This window comes from Paenibacillus sp. NMA1017 (genome assembly GCF_058895805.1).
Genome location: NZ_JBZXYR010000005.1, coordinates 320,550 through 342,059 on the forward strand (window position 1 = coordinate 320,550; position 21,510 = coordinate 342,059).

General features: G+C 47.0%; 18 protein-coding genes. All 18 read left to right on the top strand.

Translation table 11 applies throughout. From position 1 onward, the window contains the following. Positions 1-238: 238 nt before the first annotated feature. The 18 genes from AC5ELV_RS15710 to AC5ELV_RS15795 all read left to right on the top strand — a co-directional run bounded on the left by AC5ELV_RS15710 (position 239) and on the right by AC5ELV_RS15795 (position 21,500). Positions 239-1,147, top strand: a complete 909-nt coding sequence (locus AC5ELV_RS15710) for a hypothetical protein (protein WP_013311626.1) — start codon at positions 239-241, stop codon at positions 1,145-1,147. Between the two features lie 143 nt (positions 1,148-1,290). After that, positions 1,291-2,604, top strand: a complete 1,314-nt coding sequence (tig, locus tag AC5ELV_RS15715; RefSeq protein ID WP_028541569.1) for a trigger factor — start codon at positions 1,291-1,293, stop codon at positions 2,602-2,604. A 411-nt stretch (positions 2,605-3,015) separates the two neighbouring features. Beyond that, the gene (gene clpP, locus AC5ELV_RS15720; RefSeq protein ID WP_016324659.1) at positions 3,016-3,606 is read left to right on the top strand and encodes an ATP-dependent Clp endopeptidase proteolytic subunit ClpP; all 591 of its coding nucleotides are present in this window, start codon (positions 3,016-3,018) and stop codon (positions 3,604-3,606) included. Positions 3,607-3,618: 12 nt separating this feature from the next. Continuing rightward, positions 3,619-4,875 carry an ATP-dependent protease ATP-binding subunit ClpX gene (gene clpX, locus AC5ELV_RS15725; RefSeq protein WP_013311623.1) on the top strand — a complete coding sequence of 419 codons (1,257 nt, stop codon included), beginning with the start codon at positions 3,619-3,621 and terminating at the stop codon, positions 4,873-4,875. Between the two features lie 110 nt (positions 4,876-4,985). Beyond that, a complete protein-coding gene (ispG, locus tag AC5ELV_RS15730) occupies positions 4,986-6,104 on the top strand; it encodes a flavodoxin-dependent (E)-4-hydroxy-3-methylbut-2-enyl-diphosphate synthase (RefSeq protein WP_250240112.1) in 1,119 nt (372 codons plus the stop codon). Between the two features lie 217 nt (positions 6,105-6,321). Next, the gene (gene lonB, locus AC5ELV_RS15735; protein WP_493430923.1) at positions 6,322-8,049 is read left to right on the top strand and encodes an ATP-dependent protease LonB; all 1,728 of its coding nucleotides are present in this window, start codon (positions 6,322-6,324) and stop codon (positions 8,047-8,049) included. Between the two features lie 110 nt (positions 8,050-8,159). Then, a complete protein-coding gene (gene lon, locus AC5ELV_RS15740; protein WP_023989969.1) occupies positions 8,160-10,496 on the top strand; it encodes an endopeptidase La in 2,337 nt (778 codons plus the stop codon). Between the two features lie 18 nt (positions 10,497-10,514). Further along, entirely contained in the window at positions 10,515-11,126 is a 612-nt protein-coding gene (gene yihA / locus AC5ELV_RS15745; protein ID WP_061828820.1) for a ribosome biogenesis GTP-binding protein YihA/YsxC, read from the top strand. Positions 11,127-11,322: 196 nt separating this feature from the next. Next, entirely contained in the window at positions 11,323-11,910 is a 588-nt protein-coding gene (locus tag AC5ELV_RS15750) for a non-ribosomal peptide synthetase module (RefSeq protein ID WP_307353445.1), read from the top strand. A 267-nt stretch (positions 11,911-12,177) separates the two neighbouring features. Beyond that, positions 12,178-12,576, top strand: a complete 399-nt coding sequence (speD, locus tag AC5ELV_RS15755) for an adenosylmethionine decarboxylase (protein ID WP_025365654.1) — start codon at positions 12,178-12,180, stop codon at positions 12,574-12,576. 248 nt (positions 12,577-12,824) lie between these two features. Then, entirely contained in the window at positions 12,825-14,219 is a 1,395-nt protein-coding gene (hemA, locus tag AC5ELV_RS15760; RefSeq protein WP_493430924.1) for a glutamyl-tRNA reductase, read from the top strand. Between the two features lie 16 nt (positions 14,220-14,235). Then, positions 14,236-15,063, top strand: a complete 828-nt coding sequence (ccsA, locus tag AC5ELV_RS15765; RefSeq protein ID WP_061828817.1) for a cytochrome c biogenesis protein CcsA — start codon at positions 14,236-14,238, stop codon at positions 15,061-15,063. Between the two features lie 8 nt (positions 15,064-15,071). Continuing rightward, a complete protein-coding gene (locus tag AC5ELV_RS15770) occupies positions 15,072-15,719 on the top strand; it encodes a precorrin-2 dehydrogenase/sirohydrochlorin ferrochelatase family protein (RefSeq protein WP_493430925.1) in 648 nt (215 codons plus the stop codon). Between the two features lies 1 nt (position 15,720). Beyond that, entirely contained in the window at positions 15,721-16,647 is a 927-nt protein-coding gene (hemC, locus tag AC5ELV_RS15775; protein WP_250240107.1) for a hydroxymethylbilane synthase, read from the top strand. A gap of 4 nt (positions 16,648-16,651) precedes the next feature. Beyond that, complete coding sequence (cobA, locus tag AC5ELV_RS15780; protein WP_493430926.1) at positions 16,652-18,208, top strand: uroporphyrinogen-III C-methyltransferase; 1,557 nt, start codon at positions 16,652-16,654, stop codon at positions 18,206-18,208. A 47-nt stretch (positions 18,209-18,255) separates the two neighbouring features. Next, positions 18,256-19,254, top strand: coding sequence for a porphobilinogen synthase (gene hemB, locus AC5ELV_RS15785; protein ID WP_028541574.1), 999 nt, complete (start codon positions 18,256-18,258; stop codon positions 19,252-19,254). A gap of 30 nt (positions 19,255-19,284) precedes the next feature. Next, positions 19,285-20,589 (top strand): glutamate-1-semialdehyde 2,1-aminomutase, encoded by a 1,305-nt coding sequence (gene hemL / locus AC5ELV_RS15790; RefSeq protein WP_028541575.1) that lies wholly within the window; start codon positions 19,285-19,287, stop codon positions 20,587-20,589. After that, positions 20,586-21,500, top strand: a complete 915-nt coding sequence (locus tag AC5ELV_RS15795) for an RluA family pseudouridine synthase (protein WP_493430927.1) — start codon at positions 20,586-20,588, stop codon at positions 21,498-21,500. Before hemL ends, AC5ELV_RS15795 begins: the two co-directional genes overlap by 4 nt. Positions 21,501-21,510 lie beyond the last annotated feature (10 nt).

A 21,510-nucleotide genomic window follows, 5' to 3' on the forward strand; every position in this document is an offset into this window, starting at 1 on the left:
TAATATATCATATGGATAAAAGAAGTTCAAGTCTTATTTTGCATATATCGCTTATTTAGGTTTTAAACAGCATAAATTCTGAGTGGACTTGGTTTTTTTTGCCTTATAAAAGGGTATGTTAGAATACAGGTGAATATGTGTAAGACGAGTGGTTGGACTTCGGCTACTGTTTCTCATATAATCTACAAATACTTGAGCTTGCGAAGGAGAGGGGGTGCCTTGAATAAAGGACTCCAAGGTGACGACAAAAGAAAATAATATTGTATTGTTTCCGAAGACACTGGACTATTATCAAATTCAACTTACTGTGATGCTTGAAAACGAACGTTACGGAGAGGCGATGGCGATGCTGCGTTTTTTAATGCAGTGTCAGGGACAGGAGCAGAAGCAGTACGATGAATGGAACGCTCTATTACAATGGCTGGAAGCTGCATTTCCACAGTACGCTGACAGCGGGGCGGTAACGGACGCTGTGGAAGAAGAAGTCAGTGAAGTAGAGCTGGCTCGCCGCCATGCACGCTTTAAGCAGGAGCAGGATGCAGGCTACGGCAACAAGCTGCTGCGGATGGCTATGGATGAACCCTTATCCGAACAGACGATTTTAGCGTTGGAGCAGTTGTCCTATCTGGAACTGCCAGAAATCGATGATGCCTTGCTTCGCTGGATTACGGAACGGGAAATCCATCCTTTACTTCAATTCCGTGTTCTACAGACAATGCGACGACGCGGAATGGAAGGGACGATAGAAATCAGACGGGGTGATGAACAAGCGGAAATCGACATTGAAACGGTTCCGTTACAGCCAGGTGATTTCCCAGAGTCGATTATGCGTATTTTGGAACGTGTGGCCGATCAGACTGAGGTGCACGAGCCTACACTATTCTATTTTGCACAAGAGCTGTGGTCACAGTTTGTGATGGCAGTATACGGTACGAAAGATTATAGATCAATGTTGGTGGAAGAGGACGGAATGCCGGATATTTGGGCTGCAGCACTCCATCAGACAGTTTCGGAAAGTTTGAACGGAAATAATAATGAGGAAGAAACCCGTGCTATATATGGTATTACAGATGCGTTGCGCTTCCGTTTTGAGCAGGCGTATCGGTCGATGCGACTATTCGTAGCGGCGGGAATGAACACTCCTTAATGACCGGAAACGTTTACCTGTGAAGCATTCAAAGGGCTGCTCTTGAAAAAGACAGTAATGTTAGATATACTATAGTGGTTATTTTGTGTGCGTTGATTGTAATGAAAACTAAGTGAAGATTTTGTTGGAGGGGAAAGCATAAAATGAAAGCAACTTGGGAGAAAATAGAGAAGAACCTTGGGGTTCTTGAAGTTGAGGTTGACGCGGATCGTGTAGCCGCTGCACTCGACAAAGCTTTTAATAAAGTGGCAAAACAAGTAAGTGTACCAGGATTCCGTAAAGGTAAAGTACCACGTCCTATCTTTGAAAAACGCTATGGCATTGAAAGTCTGTACCAGGATGCGATTGACATCCTGTTGCCAGAAGCTTACAGCCAAGCTGTAGAGCAAACGGATATCTTCCCGGTTGACAGCCCTGACGTTGAAATTGATCAATTCGCTAAAGGCGAATCTTTCAAGTTCAAAGCGAAGGTTACTGTTAAACCTGAAGTGACTTTGGGCGATTACAAAGGCGTAGAAGTGCCTGTAAGTAAACTCGAAGTAAGCGACGAAGAACTGGCTCAAGAACTGGAGCGCCTGCAACAACGTCATGCTGAACTGGTTGTCGTTGATGAAGATGCTGCTCAATCCGGTGATACAGCTATTATTGACTTCGACGGTTCCGTGGACGGTGTACCGTTCGAAGGCGGACAAGCTGAGAAGTATTCTTTGGAACTGGGCTCTAACACATTTATCCCTGGTTTTGAAGAGCAAGTGGTTGGTTTGCACACTGGCGATTCCAAGGACGTTGAAGTAACGTTCCCTGAGAACTACCATTCTGCTGACCTCGCTGGCAAACAAGCGGTATTCAAAGTGAAAGTTCACGAACTGAAACGCAAGGTTCTTCCTGAACTGGACGATGAATTTGCTAAAGATGTAAGCGAATTTGACACACTGGCTGAATTCAAGGAAGACTTGAAAAAGCAATTGTTGGATCGTAAGGAAAACGAAGCTAAAGCAGCCCGCGAGGGTGCTGTAGTGGAGAAAGTTGCTGAGAATGCAACAATCGACATTCCTGAAGCAATGGTGAAGAGCGAAGTGCAAAACATGGTTCGCGATTTCGACAACCGTTTGCGTAGCCAAGGTATGAACCTTGAAATGTTCCTCGGATTCTCTGGTCAAAGCAAGGAAGACCTGGAAGAGCAAATGAAAGCTGATGCTGAGAAGCGCGTACGTAACAACCTCGTGCTGGAGCAAGTGGCTAAAGCAGAAAACATTGAAGTTTCCGAAGCGGAAATTGATGAAGAACTGAAAAATATGGCTGAAGCTTACAAACGTTCAGTTGAGGAAATCCGCAGCATTCTGGAAGGTAACGGCTCGTTCGCTAACCTGAAAGAAGAAATTTCACTGCGCAAAACCATTGCTTTGTTGGTGGAAAACAGCAAAGAAGTTGAAGCGCCAGTTGAAGCTGCTGAGTAATTCAGACGATAAAATATACGGAGTATGCTGTAACAAGCTGCAACGTAGCAATTAGATAGGGATAAGGCACGTAGTGAAAGTTACGTGCCTTATTTTTACCTTTGGTAACCCAAATTTTAGTCGTTTATGGAAAGTGCTGTGAGTCGCGTTTTCTTGTTTTACATAAGTCACTACCGTATATTTGCACATACATACGAAACATGGTTAAATATGAGAAGGTCTCGGCAGAGTGTACTTTAAACAGCCCGCACTGCATATATGAGCGCATGCAAATATGACACGAGACTCTGAACATGTTAAAATATTTTGTGAGGTGTTCACGTTTCATGCTTGCTGCTTCCGTTTTAATGGGACATAAGGAAGCGGATGAATACAGGTGTTCATTTTAATAAAGAAAAGAGGTTGGTCGTGATGAGTCTCGTCCCTATGGTTGTGGAACAAACGAATCGAGGAGAACGATCTTACGATATTTACTCGCGGTTGCTTAAGGATCGTATTATTTTCCTAAGTGGCCCGATTGATGACGATGTCGCCAATCTCGTCATTGCACAGTTATTGTTCCTTTCTGCGGAAGATCCAGAGAAGGATATTAATTTGTACATTAACTCGCCAGGCGGTTCTGTAACTGCGGGCATGGGTATATATGATACAATGCAATTCATTAAGCCGGACGTATCGACGATCTGTGTAGGCATGGCTGCAAGTATGGGTTCATTGCTGCTAACAGCGGGTGCCCCAGGCAAGAGATACGCGCTTACGAATAGTGAAGTCATGATCCATCAGCCGCTCGGTGGCATACAGGGGCAAGCTTCCGATATGCTGATTCATGCGGACTGGATTATCAAAACACGTGCTAAGCTGAATCAAATCTATGTAGAGCGTACGGGTCAGCCCCTCGAAAAAATCGAACGTGATACTGACCGGGATTTCTTCATGGAAGCGGAAGAGGCAAAAGCATACGGTATCATTGACCAGGTGCTGTCTAAACCGATTAATCTGTAAAGGGGTGGCTCTATGTTTAAATTTAATGATGAAAAAGGACAATTGAAATGTTCTTTCTGCGGAAAATCTCAGGATCAGGTTCGCAAGCTTGTTGCTGGACCGGGCGTATATATATGTGACGAATGTATTGAGTTGTGCACGGAGATTGTAGAAGAGGAATTGGGTCATGAAGAAGAAGTAGATCTGAAAGACATTCCGAAACCAATGCAAATCCGTGACATTCTGGACCAATATGTCATTGGTCAGGATCAAGCGAAAAAATCGTTGTCTGTAGCGGTATATAATCACTACAAACGTATTAATACTCAAAACAAAATTGATGATGTGGAACTGCAAAAAAGTAACATTTTGATGCTTGGACCTACAGGTTCGGGTAAAACGTTGCTTGCGCAAACCATGGCTAAAATTTTGAACGTACCTTTTGCTATCGCAGACGCCACTTCCCTCACGGAAGCAGGCTATGTGGGTGAAGACGTTGAAAATATTTTGCTGAAACTGATTCAAGCGGCCGATTATGATGTGGAAAAAGCCGAACGTGGCATTATCTACATTGACGAAATTGATAAAGTAGCTCGCAAATCTGAAAACCCGTCCATTACGCGTGACGTATCGGGTGAAGGTGTACAGCAGGCGTTGCTTAAAATTTTGGAAGGCACGGTTGCTTCTGTACCTCCGCAAGGCGGTCGCAAGCATCCGCATCAAGAGTTTATCCAAATTGACACCACGAATATCCTGTTTATTTGCGGTGGTGCCTTTGATGGTCTGGAACAAATGATCAAACGCCGTATTGGTAAAAAGGTCATCGGCTTTAACGCTACTAGCGAACAAAAAGATTTGAAACCGGGCGAGTATACTTCAATGGTATTGCCTGAGGATCTTTTGAAATTCGGTCTGATTCCAGAATTTGTAGGACGTTTGCCGGTAATTTCTACGTTGGAGCCGCTTGATGAGAACACATTGGTTCGTATTCTGTCCGAACCGAAAAATGCGTTAACCAAGCAATACCAGAAGCTGCTTGAGCTGGATAATGTACAACTGGAGTTTAAGCAAGATGCTCTGGAAGCCATTGCTCGTGAAGCGATCAAGCGTAACACGGGTGCCCGTGGTCTTCGCGCGATCATCGAAGGTATTATGCTGGACGTCATGTATGAGGTTCCTTCCCGTGAGGATGTGACTACTTGCGTCATCAATGAGCAGGTTGTAAAAGACAAAATCGCACCGGAACTCGGTGGTACAGATAAGGATAAAAAACAAGAAGAGAGCGCCTAAGGATTGATACTTCGCGATCTCTAAAACATGAGAAGCCGGATCTCCACTTCACTAAACCTGTATGAGGTTTTAAGGGGTGGAGGTTTGGCGTTAATGGGAGAGAAAAGTACATGTTCTTAAGACAAGACACACGTCCCGTTAAAGTCGGGAATCTGACGATTGGCGGCAGCAATGAAGTCATCATCCAAAGCATGTGTACAACCAAAACAGCAGATGTGGAAGCAACTGTAGCCGAGATTCTTCGCTTGGAAGAAGCTGGATGTCAAGTGGTGCGGGTTACCGTCAACAATGAGGAAGCTGCCGCAGCCATTAAGGAAATAAAAAAACGGATTCATATTCCGCTGGTTGCAGATATTCACTTTAATCACAAGCTGGCTCTACTGGCAATTGAAAATGGAATTGATAAGGTTCGCATTAATCCAGGTAACATTGGACGACGTGAAAAAGTGGAAGCTGTCGTTAAGGCATGTAAGGAAAAAGGGATTCCGATTCGGATTGGTGTGAACGCCGGATCATTGGAACAGCATTTACTTGATAAGTATGGCTACCCTACGCCAGAAGCGATGGTAGAAAGCGCACTGTATCATATCGGGATACTGGAAGAACTTGATTTCCATGACATTATCGTGTCACTGAAAGCGTCTGATGTTCCTATGGCGATTGCTGCTTATACGAAGGCCGCTGAAATTATTAAGTATCCGCTCCATCTGGGTATTACCGAAGCGGGTACGCTCTTTACTGGTACGGTTAAAAGCGCGGCAGGTATGGGCGCTCTGCTGGCATCAGGAATCGGCTCTACAATGCGTATTTCGCTCAGTGCCGATCCGGTGGAAGAAGTAAAGGTAGCACGTGAGTTGCTCAAGACGTTTGGATTGATCACAAACGCAGCTACACTGATTTCTTGTCCGACTTGCGGGCGTCTGGATATTGATCTGTTCTCTATTGCCAACGAGGTAGAAGACTACATTGCAAAACTCAAGGTACCGATTAAAGTATCAGTACTGGGTTGTGCAGTAAATGGCCCGGGTGAAGCGAAGGAAGCTGATATCGGAATTGCCGGAGCGCGCGGTGAAGGCCTTTTGTTCCGTTATGGAAAAATGATTCGCAAAGTACCCGAGGCAGATATGGTCGACGAATTGAAAAAAGAAATTGATATCATCGTCAAGGCTTATGAGGAAACAGGGAAAATTCCTGGACGTGAAGAACGTCATACCGCCGAGAAGGTGTAGGCAAAAGCAGTTATTATAAAGAGGCATAGTCATAATCTATTGTCATCATTTAAACGCCGTGGAGAGCAGCTCTGCTACAGAACTGTTCTTCGCGGTGTTTTTGTATTTCTCTCTGATCTTTTGAAAGACCGCCGTTTAGCTATCGCGGAAAAGGAAATACTGTTTTTCATAGAGCGGCATTTTTCAAATTGCTGAGATGAGAAACGGAGGAAATACGATGGACTTGACTATGATTTTGTTATTGGTGCAAATGTTTTTCGGGATTGTTATTGGTCTGTATTTCTGGAACCTCTTGCGGAGCCAGAAAACGAACCGTAGTGCGGTGGATCGGGAATCCCGCAAGGAATTGGATAAGCTGCGCAAATTGCGCTCTATTTCACTTACCAAGCCGTTGGCTGAACGCACACGTCCTGCCACATTACAGGATATCGTGGGTCAGAAGGACGGATTGCGCGCGCTCAAGGCCGCGTTATGTAGTGCGAATCCGCAGCATGTCATTATTTATGGCCCGCCGGGTGTAGGGAAGACGGCTGCTGCACGCGTGGTGCTGGAAGAGGCTAAGAAGAATCTGTCCTCCCCGTTCAAGGGAGATGCCAAATTCACGGAGATTGATGCTACGACGGCCCGCTTTGACGAGCGCGGTATTGCGGACCCGCTGATAGGTTCAGTGCATGATCCAATCTATCAAGGGGCAGGAGCGATGGGGGTGGCGGGTATCCCGCAGCCTAAGCCCGGAGCTGTGACGAAGGCGCATGGGGGTATGCTGTTCATTGATGAGATTGGTGAGCTCCATCCAACGCAGATGAATAAACTGTTGAAAGTACTGGAGGATCGCAAGGTATTTTTGGAGAGTGCGTATTACAACTCGGAAGATTCGAACACTCCTGCTTATATCCACGATATTTTCCAAAACGGTTTGCCAGCCGATTTTCGTTTGGTAGGTGCGACGACCCGTTCGCCGCATGAACTGCCACCTGCGATTCGCTCCCGGTGCATGGAGATTTATTTCCGTGCCTTGCAGCCACAGGAGATTGCTCGTATTGCAGAGGATGCTGTCCACAAGCTAGGCTTTGGCCCTTGTCCTGAGGCGGTAGAAGTTGTACAGCGTTACGCAACGAACGGTCGGGAAGCGGTCAATATGATCCAGCTGGCTGCTGGTTTGGCACTTACCGAGAAAAGGGAGCGTCTCAATGCTTCCGACGTGGAATGGGTAGCGGGCAGCAGTCAAATTCAACCGCGTCCTGACCGAAAAATACCAGGCTTGCCGCAAATCGGATTCGTTAACGGATTAGCTGTATATGGCCCAAACATGGGGATGCTGCTGGAAATTGAAGTTACAGCAGTTCCGGTTCCTGAGGGAAAGGGAATTTATAATATTACGGGGGTCGTGGATGAGGAAGAAATCGGAGGTGGGTCCCGTACACTACGCCGTAAGAGCATGGCTAAAGGTTCTGTGGAAAATGTTCTGACCGTTTTGCGTACGCTCGGATTGTCTCCGTCGAATTACGATCTGCATATCAATTTTCCCGGGGGTACGCCGGTAGATGGCCCGTCCGCAGGAATTGCGATGGCAACAGCTATTGCTTCCGCGATGCGGGGAGTTCCGGTGGATCATGAAATTGCTATGACTGGCGAAGTTAGCATCCATGGTCGTGTCAAACCGATTGGGGGTGTATTAGCCAAGGTTGAGGCCGCTTTTCAGGCTGGAGCCAAAAAGGTGATTATTCCGCAGGACAACTGGCAAGCTCTTTTTGACAGCATTGAGGGTTTAAAAGTCATTCCCGTACAGTCGGTTACCGAAGTGTTCCGACATGTGTTCGGGGAAGAGATAACGTCGGATTCGCCTGTACATGCGCCAATTGAGAATTTTCGCCCATCCCAATCTTCCTTGTTACAGGCTGATGGAACGCATAACGGGACGATATCAGATACAGGATCTTGCTGATAAACCACCCTTTCATTGGTTTTTTCATAAAACATTTGATAAAATATGAAAGATAGCAACGTGAGGATTGTAAAATCCGGAACCTGAGAATCACTGGAGGTGCGAAAGCGATGGGACCCACCAAGACAAAAGGTCGTCGTTTTCCTTTGCTGCCTTTAAGAGGGCTTCTGGTCTACCCGAGCATGGTTCTGCATCTCGATGTGGGCCGGGAAAAATCGGTCAAGGCTTTGGAAAAAGCGATGGTTGAAGACAATTTGATTCTCCTGTGTTCTCAATCAGAAGTAAATATTGAAGAACCTACACAAGAGGACATCTTTCGAGTCGGCACGGTAGCCAAGGTACGCCAGATGCTCAAACTTCCTAATGGAACCATTCGAGTATTGGTGGAAGGGCTGGAACGCGCCGAGATTATTCAATATACGGACAATGAAGAATATTACGAGGTAATGGCGAAGGAGCTGCACGAGGCAGAAAACGTACAGCCTGAGACGGATGCGCTTATGCGCACTGTATTAACTCAGTTCGAGCATTATATCAACTTGTCCAAAAAGGTAACACCGGAGACTCTCGCTGCGGTATCCGATATTGAGGAGCCGGGAAGGCTTGCAGACGTGATCACAAGTCACCTGACGCTCAAAATTAAGGAAAAGCAGGATATACTGGAGACGATCGACGTTACTCAGCGTCTGGAGAAGCTTCTGGATATTTTGAACAATGAGCGTGAAGTACTGGAGCTGGAACGTAAAATTAACCAGCGTGTGAAGAAGCAGATGGAAAAGACGCAGAAGGAGTATTATCTGCGTGAACAAATGAAGGCAATTCAGAAGGAACTTGGCGAGAAGGAAGGTCGCGCGGGAGAAGTTGAAGAACTGCGCAACCAGCTAAGTGAACTGGAGTTGCCTGTTCCGGTGAAGGAGAAGGTCGAAAAGGAAATCGACCGTCTGGAAAAAATGCCAGCAAGCTCTGCCGAGGGTGGCGTCATCCGTAATTATGTGGATTGGTTGTTAAGCTTACCATGGAATAAGTTTACCGATGATGATCTGGATATCGTCAAAGCTGAAGAGGTACTCAATAACGACCACTACGGATTGGATAAACCCAAGGAGCGTGTATTGGAGTATTTGGCTGTACGCAAGCTGGTGAAGACCATTAAGGGACCGATTCTGTGTCTCGTAGGTCCGCCAGGGGTCGGCAAGACCTCGTTGGCCCGTTCGATTGCCAAATCCATGGGTCGGGAATTTGTCCGCATCTCTCTCGGAGGTGTGCGGGATGAAGCGGAAATCCGTGGTCACCGCCGGACTTATGTTGGTGCGATGCCGGGGCGGATCATTCAGGGGATGAAGACCGCAGGAACGTCTAATCCGGTATTTTTGCTGGATGAGATTGATAAAATGGCTTCTGATTTTCGAGGAGATCCATCGGCGGCATTGCTCGAAGTGCTTGATCCTGAACAGAACAATACGTTCAGTGACCATTTTGTCGAGCTGCCGTTTGACCTGTCCAATGTGATGTTTGTAACGACAGCCAATGCTGCACACAACATCCCGCGTCCGCTAATGGACCGCATGGAGACACTCTATATTCCTGGCTACACCGAACTGGAGAAGCTGGAAATTGCCAATCGGTACCTATTGCCCAAGCAGAAGAGAGAGCATGGCTTGGACGAGGAACAGTTGGTCATTGGGGAGGATACGCTACTGCGTGTCATTCGCGAATATACCCGTGAATCCGGTGTACGGAATCTTGAGCAGCAAATGGCTTCTCTGTGCCGCAAGGCGGCGAAGTCAGTTGTATCCGGTGGCGAAGGGCCGATTCAAATCACACCGGATAATCTGAAGGATTATCTGGGTATCGCTAAATTCCGTTACGGTGTTGCAGAACTGGAGGATCAGATCGGTACGGTTACAGGCTTGGCATGGACAGAGGTTGGTGGTGAAACACTGATGATTGAAGTAACGGTCGTACCTGGTAGTGGTAAACTGATTCTTACGGGTAAACTGGGAGACGTTATGAAGGAATCTGCACAGGCGGCATTCAGCTACACCCGTTCCAAAGCAGTTGATCTGGGCATTGAACTGGACTTCTATGAGAAAAATGATATCCACATTCATATTCCTGAGGGTGCGATTCCGAAGGATGGCCCATCTGCGGGAATTACTATTGCTACCGCGTTAATTTCAGCTTTGACTAACCGTCATGTATCCAAGGATGTGGCTATGACGGGCGAAATTACTCTGCGCGGCCGTGTATTGCCGATTGGTGGTTTAAAAGAGAAGTCGCTGGCTGCCCACCGGGCAGGCTACAAAAAAATTCTGCTTCCCAAAGATAATGAACGGGATTTGAAGGATATTCCCGATAGTATCCGGCAGGATGTTGAATTTGTTCCCGTTGCCCATATGGATCAGGTGCTAAAGCATGCTTTGGTTGAGCAGGCAAGGGTACATTAGAGAGGAATTAAGGACACAATGAAAGTAACAAAAGCAGAATTTATAATAAGTGCGGTTGGCCCCGATCAATTTCCTGTGGACGCTTTGCCAGAGATTGCTCTGGCGGGGCGCTCCAATGTAGGAAAGTCTTCACTGATTAATCGGTTGATTAACCGTAAAAATTTGGCACGTACCAGTTCTACGCCAGGTAAAACCCAGCAACTCAATTATTACCGGATTAATGATGATCTTTATTTTGTCGATTTTCCCGGTTACGGTTATGCCAAAGTATCTAAAACGTCCCGCAAGGCTTGGGGGCAGATGATTGAGTCTTATTTGCTGGAGCGTGAGCCACTCAAACTGGTGCTTCAAATGGTAGATTTGCGTCATCCGCCGTCCAAGGACGATATCATGATGCATGACTGGCTGCGACATCACGGGTTACCTGTATGCGTTGTAGGCACGAAGGCAGATAAAATCCCTAAAACGCGGCGAGAAAAGCATTATAAGGTAATCAAGCAAGAACTCGGAATACTTCCCGGGGGATTGTTTATCCCCTTTTCATCCGAAGAAGGTATGGGCAAGGAAGAGCTGTGGTCTGTCATCTCCAGCTATATAGAGAATGACGACGAAGAGCAGACGGAATTGTAAGGTTAGGGGCGTCCTTGAGGGCGTCCTTTTTTCATGATTCGGGCTTCAAAAAATATTAAACTCACTAAAATGGTGGGAATAATATATAATAACTAGAGGAACTCATGGAATTTAAGCAGAAAAGCGTGTAGGTCTGATGTATAATAAATCATAAAGCTTAAACTTATAGGTTCAGGAAAGAATTGAGGAGATGGGTATGGCTCAGCGGTTAGCCACAGAGTATGTTAAAACCACTTTGACCTTGTCGGAAACCCAAATGGACGAATTTTTGCGGGCAGTGGATGATCCCCAGGTGCATTACTATATTAAAGTTCTAGATAACGGAAGACAGGAAATCGTTCTGGAGCATAGTGCGGGTGAGGAAGTTCATTTGTTTTTTGAAGCCAAAGAGGGAGCGTTTGTGTGTGAATTGACTTGTCGCTTAATTCATCCGCAACTCACCCTGTTTATACGCAAACTTTTTGTTCGTTTTAAGGGCGAAGGCATCGTTTACCGAATGTATCAAGGATTCACTATGGTGTATTTTTATAATGAAGGTACGGTTCGTAAAATTATGGAGAAGAATGCCGTAGGCTCCAGGCTGGTATTCGAATATAAAAATACGGTGCAGGAACTGCACCAGCTTTTTCAGCATCAGAACGTCGAAAATGAAATATCTGACGTATATCATCTCATTAATTCGTTGCTTGACCAGCGGAATTTGGCGCGTACTTTCTCGGAGTTGGAACAGATTGACCACAAGCTTCGAATGAGTTGCTCAAAATTATTTGCACTGGAAGCTTAATAAGGCATGAATATATGGAATGAATCGTTATGCCGTGTAGTCCCTTTCTTTATCGAAATAGGCTTTTTTATTCCGAAAAAATGATTGCATTTGCTGCACATAGATGTTATTTTTAATCTCGTTGAAAATGAATATAGGAACCAGGATTCACTCAGGACATTGAATGTTGCGAGAGGTTATTCCCTCGGGAAGTGAATGACGTAGGTCCTAGCGGATGAAATTTTTTCAAACATTTTATTCCTAGGAAGGGGGAACCGAAAGATGGAATTGGAGTACTCAACTTTCGGAAGACACGTTGCCGTAGATACTTGGGGTGTTGAGTTTGAATTACTGAATGATGCGCAGTTTTTGGAGGCTCAATTAGTTGAAGCAGCTGAAGCTTGCGGAGCAACGGTGATGTCCGTTCAATCCAAGCAATTCGAACCACAGGGAGCTACCGTGCTTGTACTGTTGTCGGAGAGTCATCTCTCTATTCATACGTATCCTGAGAGAGGATTTGCCGCTATTGATTGTTATACTTGCGGTGAGACTGTCGATCCGCAGCTGGCTATTGATTACCTGGTATCCGTTCTAAAACCGAAAAAAACATATGCGAAAAAGCTGATTCGCGGCTTGGGAGAACTTCAGGTGGAATCACCGGAGTGCAAGCTGGCCGAGTTAGTGTAAATCGTTCTTAATGGAGCCATTTGTGCGTCCTATATTATAACCATGGAACATTTCCATGGTTATTTGTTTTAAAAGTGGTTTACACTAAATCAAATCATACAGAACGTGCTAGATGTTCATGAAAGCCATCCAATTTTCATAAACAATTCATAAAACAGCCGGAGGAGATTCGGACTTCTGTGATATAATTAACATAGTTTATGATAACAGTGGTTATTCTTATTACAGTTTAGGCAGGTGAATTTGCAATGCACATCGTCGTTGTTGGGTTGAATTATCGTACGGCGCCTGTGGAAGTCAGAGAGCGTTTTACATTTGCAGAACAAGATTTGCCAAAAGCGCTGGAGCAACTCAAACTTACCAAAAGTGTGTTGGAGGGCGTAGTTGTCGCAACCTGCAATCGGACTGAAATATATGTTGTGGTGGACCGCCTTCACATGTGCGGTTATTTTATACGCAGTTTTATGGAGCAATGGTTTGGCATTCCGCGTGATCAATTTACACAACATTTATATATATATGAGGACGAGCAGGCGATTCGGCATTTGTTCCGTGTGACTTGTGGTCTTGATTCTATGGTAATCGGAGAAACACAAATTTTGGGACAGGTAAAGAACGCTTTTCTTCAGGCTCAATCCCAGAAAATTACGGCAACGTGGTTTAATATGTTGTTTAAGCAGGCCGTCACATTGGGCAAGCGTGCCCATTCGGAGACGTCTATTGGAGAAAGTGCCGTATCTGTCAGCTATGCAGCAGTTGAGCTGGGCAAACGGATTTTCGGGATGTTTACCGATAAAAAGGTATTGATTCTCGGTGCTGGTAAAATGAGCGAGCTTACGGTTAAGCATTTGTACAGCGGTGGAGCAGCCGAGGTTATTGTAGCAAACCGAACCTTGTCCCGTGCGGAAGACCTTGCCTCCAAGTTCCATGGCACGCCGGTTACGATGGAGGAAGGCATGAATCGGTTGGCGGATGTGGATATTGTTATTAGCTCGACAGGTGCCCAGGGTTATATTATGGATCGGACTCGGGTTGAAGCAAGTATGAAACGTCGACAGTCCCGTCCTTTGTTTATGATTGATATTGCGGTTCCGCGTGATCTCGACCCGGCTATTGGTGAATTACAGAATGTTTTCCTGTACGATATTGATGATCTGGAAGGGATCGTGGAGAGCAATTTGGAAATGCGCCGTACCGAAGCTACAAAAATCGAGCATATGATCGAAGATGAGCTTAGTGAGTTTTATCAATGGTTGAAAACGATGGGAGTGCGTCCGGTGATTCGTGCATTACAGGAAAAAGCGGAGTCTGTACATCAGGATACGTTGGAAAGCTTGTTCAATAAGCTTCCCGAGCTGGATGAACGGCAACGCAAAGTGATTAGCCGCTTGACGAAGAGTATGCTGAATCAGATGATGCATGATCCGATCAATCGGGTAAAGGAACTGGCTGTCCAAAAGCAGGGAAATGAGGCCCTAGACATGTTTAGCCACATTTTTGCTCTGGAGGATCGTTTGGATGACGCCGCTCAGAAAGTAGATAAAAGCGATGCATCTGCGTTAATGAAACCGGAAGCCGGCGTTCATGAAAAAACCGTTCAGGCTCAGGCTTTGCCAGCGTCGTTTGCGCCGGCCAGCCTGTAAAGGTGGGTGAACAGACGTGGCTTCAGGCATGCTTATATATGATTCAATGATTTATGTTTTTGCCCTGAGCCTTCTGTTTGTATTCTCGGATGGGATTCGTCGCAATGCGAATGCTAAACGGACAGGTACAGGGCTTCTTGTTGTCGTTCTGGTGCTCCAGCTTGCTTATATGGGGATAAGAACCTGGAATGAAGGGCATCTTCCTATTTTCGTGACCTACGATTTTCTATTTCTGTTCTCAGTTATTTTGGTACTGATTTCTTTGATTCTGACACGTTATCAGCGATCCGAATTTGCGGTATTGTTGCTTAATATTATTAGTTTTGCAGTGCTAGTGCTCAACAATATATGGATGGAGCCTCTCGACAACCCGCTTGGAAATTGGCATACCGTGCATGGGCTGCTCCTGATTCATATTGCGCTGGCTAATCTTGGTTTTGTAGCGATGACGGTAGCAGCTGTATTTTCGGGGTTATATCTGTTTTTGCATCGTAAATTGAAAGTAAAGAAATGGAATGACACGATCAGACGCCTGCCGAGTCTGGAAATGATGGACCGGTATACGCATATGGCGCTGTTGATTGGTACTCCTTTGCTGGGGGTCTCTATTGTAGTTGCCGTTATTTCTATTATTGCCGAGGAACGCTGGCGTCTCTTGCTAGATACCAAGGTGCTGATGACAGCGATTGCCTTGTGCGTGTATATTATATTTTTAGTGAGCAAAAGATTGAATCAGCGTTCAGGGCTTGTAATGGCAAAGTGGGCATTGGTGGGCTACACGCTATTGATTCTTAATTTTTTGCTGAATTCCTGGTCTGTATTTCATCAGTGGACGGGAGAGTGAAAAGCCTTTTGCAGCATTTTGTCCCGATTTCGTTGAATTGTAAGAATAAGATCTGTTGTGTTGTAGGTGGCGGTAGGATTGCAGAACGAAAGGTAAAGGGGATGATGGAAAGTGGGGCATTCATTACCGTCATTAGCCCGAATATAACGCCGGATTTACAGGTTCTGGCGGATCACAAGCAGCTCCACTGGGTAAATCGCGTATATCGCGAGGGTGACCTCCAGGGAGCCTTTCTTGTATATGCGGCGACGAACCAGAGAGAAGTGAATTATGAGGTTGCGCATGAGGCCAGACAAAGGGGTATACTGGTAAATGTGGCGGATCGATCGGAAGAGGGAGACTTTATAACGCCGGGTATCATCCGACGAGGAAGACTGACGATCAGTATTTCCACAGAAGGGGCTGGCCCTGCTGTGACCGCTGATATTACATCAGCTTTGGATACGTTGTTTGGTAGCGAATACGAGCCATATCTGGATTTCATGCACGATATGCGACAGATCATCAAACGTAAGATAAGTTCCCCACAGCAAAGGACCAAACTACTGAGGCGCTTGGCGAGTAGCGGAATTTTGAATCAAATACGCCGTCATGAATTTATGGCTTGGACCGAAAAAGAAATAGACCTATGGATTGCGCAAAATCAGGAGGAATAACATGCGAACAATTGTGGTAGGCAGCAGACAGAGTGCGCTGGCGTTAACTCAGACCGGGCATGTCATTGAAGATTTGAACGCGCTGTGCGCGAAGCATGGAATGGATTTGCAATTTGTCGTGAAGAAAATCCTGACCAAGGGTGATCGAATATTGGATGTAACCTTGTCCAAAGTGGGTGGCAAAGGGCTTTTTGTCAAAGAAATTGAACAGGCTATGCTGGCTGGTGAGATTGATATGGCAGTACATAGTATGAAGGATATGCCTTCCGAATTGCCGGAAGGGCTTGTCAACGGCGCTGTGCCGCGCCGTGAGGACCCACGTGATTGCCTGATCACATTGGGCGCCAAGAGCCTGGAGGATTTGCCTCAAGGGGCAAAGGTGGGCACGAGCAGCCTGCGCAGAGCCAGTCAAATCAAGTCCATGCGACCTGATCTACAATTGGAGCCTGTGCGTGGTAATATTGATTCCCGTCTGAAAAAGCTGGAGACGGAAGGTTTTGACGCTATCATTTTGGCGGCAGCAGGCTTGCACCGGATGGGCTGGAAAGAGCGAATTACGTCCTATATACCGGAGGAAGACTGTTTGCCGGCAGTTGGGCAGGGAGCGCTAGGTATTGAATGTCGTGCGAGCGATGAAGAGCTATTGGCCTTGCTGCGTCTTTACAACGACCGGAATACCTCGGCTACCGTTGCAGCAGAACGAACCTTTCTGGGCGTGTTAAATGGGGGATGCCAAGTGCCGATCGGGGCTCATGCGGTCTGGGCTGGTCAAGAAATCAGCCTCACGGGCATGGTAGGTTCGCCAGATGGCGAGGTTATTTTAAAGGAAACGCTCCAAGGAAATGATCCGCAAAAGCTAGGAGAAGCGGTGGCGGCCAGTTTGATAGCCAAAGGAGCGGAACAGATTCTGGCGCAGGTGAGGGGATGATAGCATGGCAGGAAAAGTATATTTGGTAGGTGCAGGACCCGGAGACGCAAGATTAATTACGGTCAAGGGTTGGGAATGCATTCAATTGGGCGATGTCATTGTGTACGACAGACTGGCAAGCCCGCGCCTGTTGGGATTGATGAAGCCAGGTGCCCAAAAAATCTATGTCGGCAAGTTGCCAGATCGTCACACCATGAAGCAAGAGGAAATTAATCAGCTGCTGGTGGATTTGGCCTTGGAAGGAAAGACAGTTGTTCGTCTTAAAGGGGGAGACCCCACTATATTTGGACGAGTCGGCGAGGAAGCCGGGCTACTGCGTAAACATGGTATTTCCTATGAAATTATACCCGGTATCACATCAGCCATCAGTGTGCCCGCTTATGCGGGCATTCCAGTCACACACCGGGATATGGCCTCGTCGCTGTCTATCATTACAGGTCATGAAAGTGCGGATAAACTCGACAAAAGTATTCATTGGGATAAAGTGACGAACGCAACGGGCACACTGATCTTTATGATGGGTGTAGCAAAGATTGGCTATATCAGTGAACAGCTGATGAAGCACGGCAAGCCGTCAAATACTCCTGTTGCTTTGATCCGCTGGGGAACCCGCGCCGAACAGGATACGCTGGTGGGTACGCTGGCGGATATTGAAGCTAAGGTGAAGGCTGCGAATTTTCAGCCTCCCGCCGTCATCGTTGTCGGAGAAGTGGTCAATCAACGTGAACAGTTGAAATGGGCTGAGGACATGCCTTTGTTTGGCAAGCGAATTTTGGTTACTCGCGCGCGTGCGCAGGCCAGCAGTCTGGTTCACCGGATTGAGGAGCTTGGCGGTGAGCCTTATGAATTTCCAGTTATCCAGACTGTCGCTCCTTCGGACGAGTCGACCAAACAGGAAATTAAAGAGGCATTTGAGCGACTGCCTGAATATGATTGGGTGTTTTTTACCAGCGTTAATGGAGTGGAATACTTTTTCACGCACTTAAAAGAACAGGGCAAGGACGTACGCATGTTGTTCAAAGCGCGTATTGCCGCAGTCGGACCGGCTACAGCAGCCGCGCTTCGGACGCACGGAATTGTGGCAGAACAGATCGAAGGCCCTTTTCAGGCAGAAGGCTTGCTCGAAGGATTTGAGCAGGATTTGCAGGCAGGGCAGAATGTATTTCTCCCAAGAGGTGATCTAGCTCGGCCGTGGCTGCCAGAAAAGCTGAGGGAGATGGGGCTTCATGTGACCGAGGCTGATTTGTATCAAACTGTGCTGGCAGCCAACACGCAGGATGACGAGCTCCTCAAGCTGCTTGAGGAACGTGCCATTCATGCGATTACGTTTACCAGTTCCTCAACTGTAACCTTTTTCTTAGAAGCCCTCAGACAAATGGGGATCCTTGATCCAGTGTCGCTGCTGGAGGGAGTTACGATCGCTGTGATCGGCCCCTTGACTGGTGAGACAGCAACCCAAGCCGGCTTGACTGTCAGCTTGATGTCAGAGAAGGCGACCATTGAAAGTCTAATCCAATCGTTATGTGAGTGGAAACAATCAAATACTGTTATGACATTATAAATTTTAAATTTTACAAATGAATGTATAAACAATGGAGGTTTGTATTCATGAGTGTTCCTTTTACTAGACATCGTCGTTTGCGCCAGTCGGCTGCAATCCGCAGCATGGTGCGTGAAACGGTATTGAATCCCGCTGATTTTATCCAACCGATCTACGTAACATTTGGCACTGGGGTGAAACAGGAAATTAGCTCTATGCCAGGTGTATACCGTTTTTCTCTGGATCGGCTGGAGGAAGAACTGAAAGAGATTAGTGAGCTTGGCATTCCCGCCGTGCTCCTGTTTGGCATACCGGAAACAAAAGACAGTGTAGGGACTTCGGCTTTTGTGGACGATGGTATTGTTCAGGAAGCTACTCGTTTGATCAAGTCGCGTTATCCCGAACTGCTGGTTGTGGCTGACACTTGTTTGTGTGAGTTTACGGACCATGGACACTGCGGTATGGTGCACATGCATGAGCATGATGGTGAGGTATGCGGTGAAGTATTGAATGATGAATCTCTGGAGGTGCTGGTACGTACAGCCGTATCTCAGGCCAGAGCTGGTGCGGATATTATCGCGCCATCTAATATGATGGACGGTTTTGTACAGGCGATTCGGCAGGGGCTGGATCTGGAGGGATTTTCACATATTCCGATTATGTCGTATTCCGTCAAATATGCGTCTGCTTTTTACGGTCCTTTCCGAGAGGCCGCAGATTCTGCGCCGCAGTTTGGTGACCGCAAATCCTATCAGATGGATCCTGCCAATGCACGTGAAGCGTTGCGAGAAGCGGAATCTGATGTGCTGGAGGGGGCCGATATGCTGATGGTGAAGCCTTCTCTCTCTTATCTGGACGTGATGCGCACGATTAAGGATCAATTTGATCTGCCTATGGTGGCTTACAACGTTAGTGGTGAATATGCCATGGTCAAGGCAGCAGCTCTTCAAGGCTGGATTGATGAAAAAGCAATGGTGCTAGAGATTTTGACAAGTATGAAGCGTGCGGGTGCAGATATGATTATTACCTATTCGGCCAAGGATGCGGCAAGATGGTTGAAGCAATAAGTCTATTTTCAGAAGATAGGAGTGGTCAGAATGATCGACGAACAACGAACAGTGCGCAAGGATACGAACTCCAAAGTAGCCTTTGATGAGGCAAAACAATACATTCCGGGTGGCGTAAACAGCCCGGTACGGGCTTTTAAATCTGTTGGGATTACACCTGTGTATATCGACCATGGCGAAGGATCGCGCGTATATGATATTGATGGTCAATCCTATTTAGACTATGTATGTTCATGGGGACCGCTTATTATGGGCCATGCACATCCAGAAGTGGTTAAAGCTTTACAGGCTGCTGTTGTAAAAGGGACCAGCTTCGGCGCACCAACGTTGGCAGAAACCGAAATGGCCAAGCTCGTCTGTGAACGTGTTCCTTCCATGGATATTGTACGTATGGTTAACTCTGGAACTGAGGCGACTATGAGTGCGATTCGACTCGCACGCGGATTTACGAGCCGTAGTAAAATCCTTAAATTTGAGGGATCATATCACGGTCATGCGGACAGCTTGCTGATTAAAGCAGGCTCTGGTGTTGCCACATTAGGCTTGCCCGATAGTCCGGGTGTACCTGAAGTTGTAGCCACCCATACAATCACCGTCCCTTATAATGATTTAGCTTCGGTGAAGCTAGCTTTTGAGAAATTTGGCGAAGAGATTGCCGCAATTATTGTCGAGCCAGTAGCAGGCAATATGGGAGTTGTACCGCCACAACCTGGATTTTTGGAAGGTTTGCGTGAGGTAACCCAGCAGTACGGAAGTCTGCTGATTTTTGATGAAGTGATGACCGGATTCCGGGTTGGACTTCATTCAGCTCAAGGTCGCTTTGGTGTGACGCCGGATCTTACCTGTCTGGGTAAAGTGATTGGTGGTGGACTCCCTGTAGGTGCTTACGGCGGACGTCGCGATATTCTGGAGCAGATTGCTCCATCGGGGCCAATTTATCAAGCGGGTACGCTTAGCGGAAATCCGCTTGCTATGGCAGCAGGTTATTCGACACTTAAATTGCTGACGCCAGAAGTGTACGATCGCCTGGAAGAGCGGGCAGCACGGCTTCAAGCCGGATTCGAACGTAATGCGAGCGAGCTGGGTATCCCTGTCACGATCAATCGCGTGGGTTCCATGGTTTGTCCATTTTTTACAGAAGAAAAGGTTGTCAATTTTGATACGGCTAAAACGAGTAATCAGGACCACTTCCGCCGTTACTTTACTGAAATGGTGAATGAGGGAGTCAGTGTAGCACCCTCTCAATTTGAGGGGATGTTTGTATCGGGCGTGCATACGGTAGAGGATATTGATGCCACCATTGAGGCGAACTATCGCGCGCTCAAACGTCTATGAGCTGGCAAGGTGGCTGGAAAAGAAGAGGGCCGTGGCTGGAAGTCACGCCAGGACGGGAAATCACAGACGGGGAAAAAAACAGCGCTGATGCTGTAGATCAGTGGTTGCTGAATCGTTTGGAATTACCGGAAAAGCTGTGGCGCAGACTGCGCCATGAAAAAGAGATTGAACTTACAGGGGACCGGCTGCGGCTGGCCCTTTTTCCTGTAATGAACCTTGGCATCACCCCTCGTTGGTATGATTTGAAGGTACTGTACGAAGATGATTTTTGCCTGGTAGTGCATAAACCAGCAGGTATGGCAGTACATCCGGACGGCGCTGTGCAGGATGGTCCGCTGACGTTGGATCATGCTGTCGCATCCTACTATGAGATGAATGGTATTCATGCGGCGGTACGGCATGTACATCGTCTGGATGTGGATACGACGGGCCCAGTGCTATATGCCAAAAATGAATTTGCGTTGCTCAAGCTGGACGAGCAAATGAGAGCTAAGGATATCGGTCGCCGGTATGTGGCTTTGGTACGAGGGAAAGTACCTTCATCGCTGCGAACGTTGGATTGGCCGATTGGCAAGGACAGGCATCATAAGCAGCGACGTCGTGTATCTCCGACTGGGCAGAAGGCAGTTACCCATATTGAACTCGGGGAAGTATGGGGAAGTGGTTCAAGTGCAGTGAGTCTCGTATATCTGACGCTGGAGACAGGACGGACGCACCAGATTCGCGTACATCTTAGTCATGCTGGCTACCCGTTGCTTGGGGATGTATTATACGGGGGGCGGGCTACTGATTTTGGCAGGCAGGCGCTGCACGGAGAGCGTCTTACCTTCTGTCATCCGCTGAGTGGCGAAACGATTACCGTGGAGGATGCTTGGCCGGATGATTTTCAAAAGCTGCACAAACAGCTATAAAAGATGGCAT

Coding starts and splice junctions, on each gene's coding strand:
- lonB (WP_493430923.1), top strand. CDS start 6,322: ATGGACTTGACTATGATTTTGTTATTGGTGCAAATGTTTTTCGGGATT.
- yihA (WP_061828820.1), top strand. CDS start 10,515: ATGAAAGTAACAAAAGCAGAATTTATAATAAGTGCGGTTGGCCCCGAT.
- lon (WP_023989969.1), top strand. CDS start 8,160: ATGGGACCCACCAAGACAAAAGGTCGTCGTTTTCCTTTGCTGCCTTTA.
- cobA (WP_493430926.1), top strand. CDS start 16,652: ATGGCAGGAAAAGTATATTTGGTAGGTGCAGGACCCGGAGACGCAAGA.
- hemC (WP_250240107.1), top strand. CDS start 15,721: ATGCGAACAATTGTGGTAGGCAGCAGACAGAGTGCGCTGGCGTTAACT.
- hemB (WP_028541574.1), top strand. CDS start 18,256: ATGAGTGTTCCTTTTACTAGACATCGTCGTTTGCGCCAGTCGGCTGCA.
- hemA (WP_493430924.1), top strand. CDS start 12,825: ATGCACATCGTCGTTGTTGGGTTGAATTATCGTACGGCGCCTGTGGAA.
- hemL (WP_028541575.1), top strand. CDS start 19,285: ATGATCGACGAACAACGAACAGTGCGCAAGGATACGAACTCCAAAGTA.
- tig (WP_028541569.1), top strand. CDS start 1,291: ATGAAAGCAACTTGGGAGAAAATAGAGAAGAACCTTGGGGTTCTTGAA.
- clpP (WP_016324659.1), top strand. CDS start 3,016: ATGAGTCTCGTCCCTATGGTTGTGGAACAAACGAATCGAGGAGAACGA.
- clpX (WP_013311623.1), top strand. CDS start 3,619: ATGTTTAAATTTAATGATGAAAAAGGACAATTGAAATGTTCTTTCTGC.
- AC5ELV_RS15750 (WP_307353445.1), top strand. CDS start 11,323: ATGGCTCAGCGGTTAGCCACAGAGTATGTTAAAACCACTTTGACCTTG.
- AC5ELV_RS15795 (WP_493430927.1), top strand. CDS start 20,586: ATGAGCTGGCAAGGTGGCTGGAAAAGAAGAGGGCCGTGGCTGGAAGTC.
- ispG (WP_250240112.1), top strand. CDS start 4,986: ATGTTCTTAAGACAAGACACACGTCCCGTTAAAGTCGGGAATCTGACG.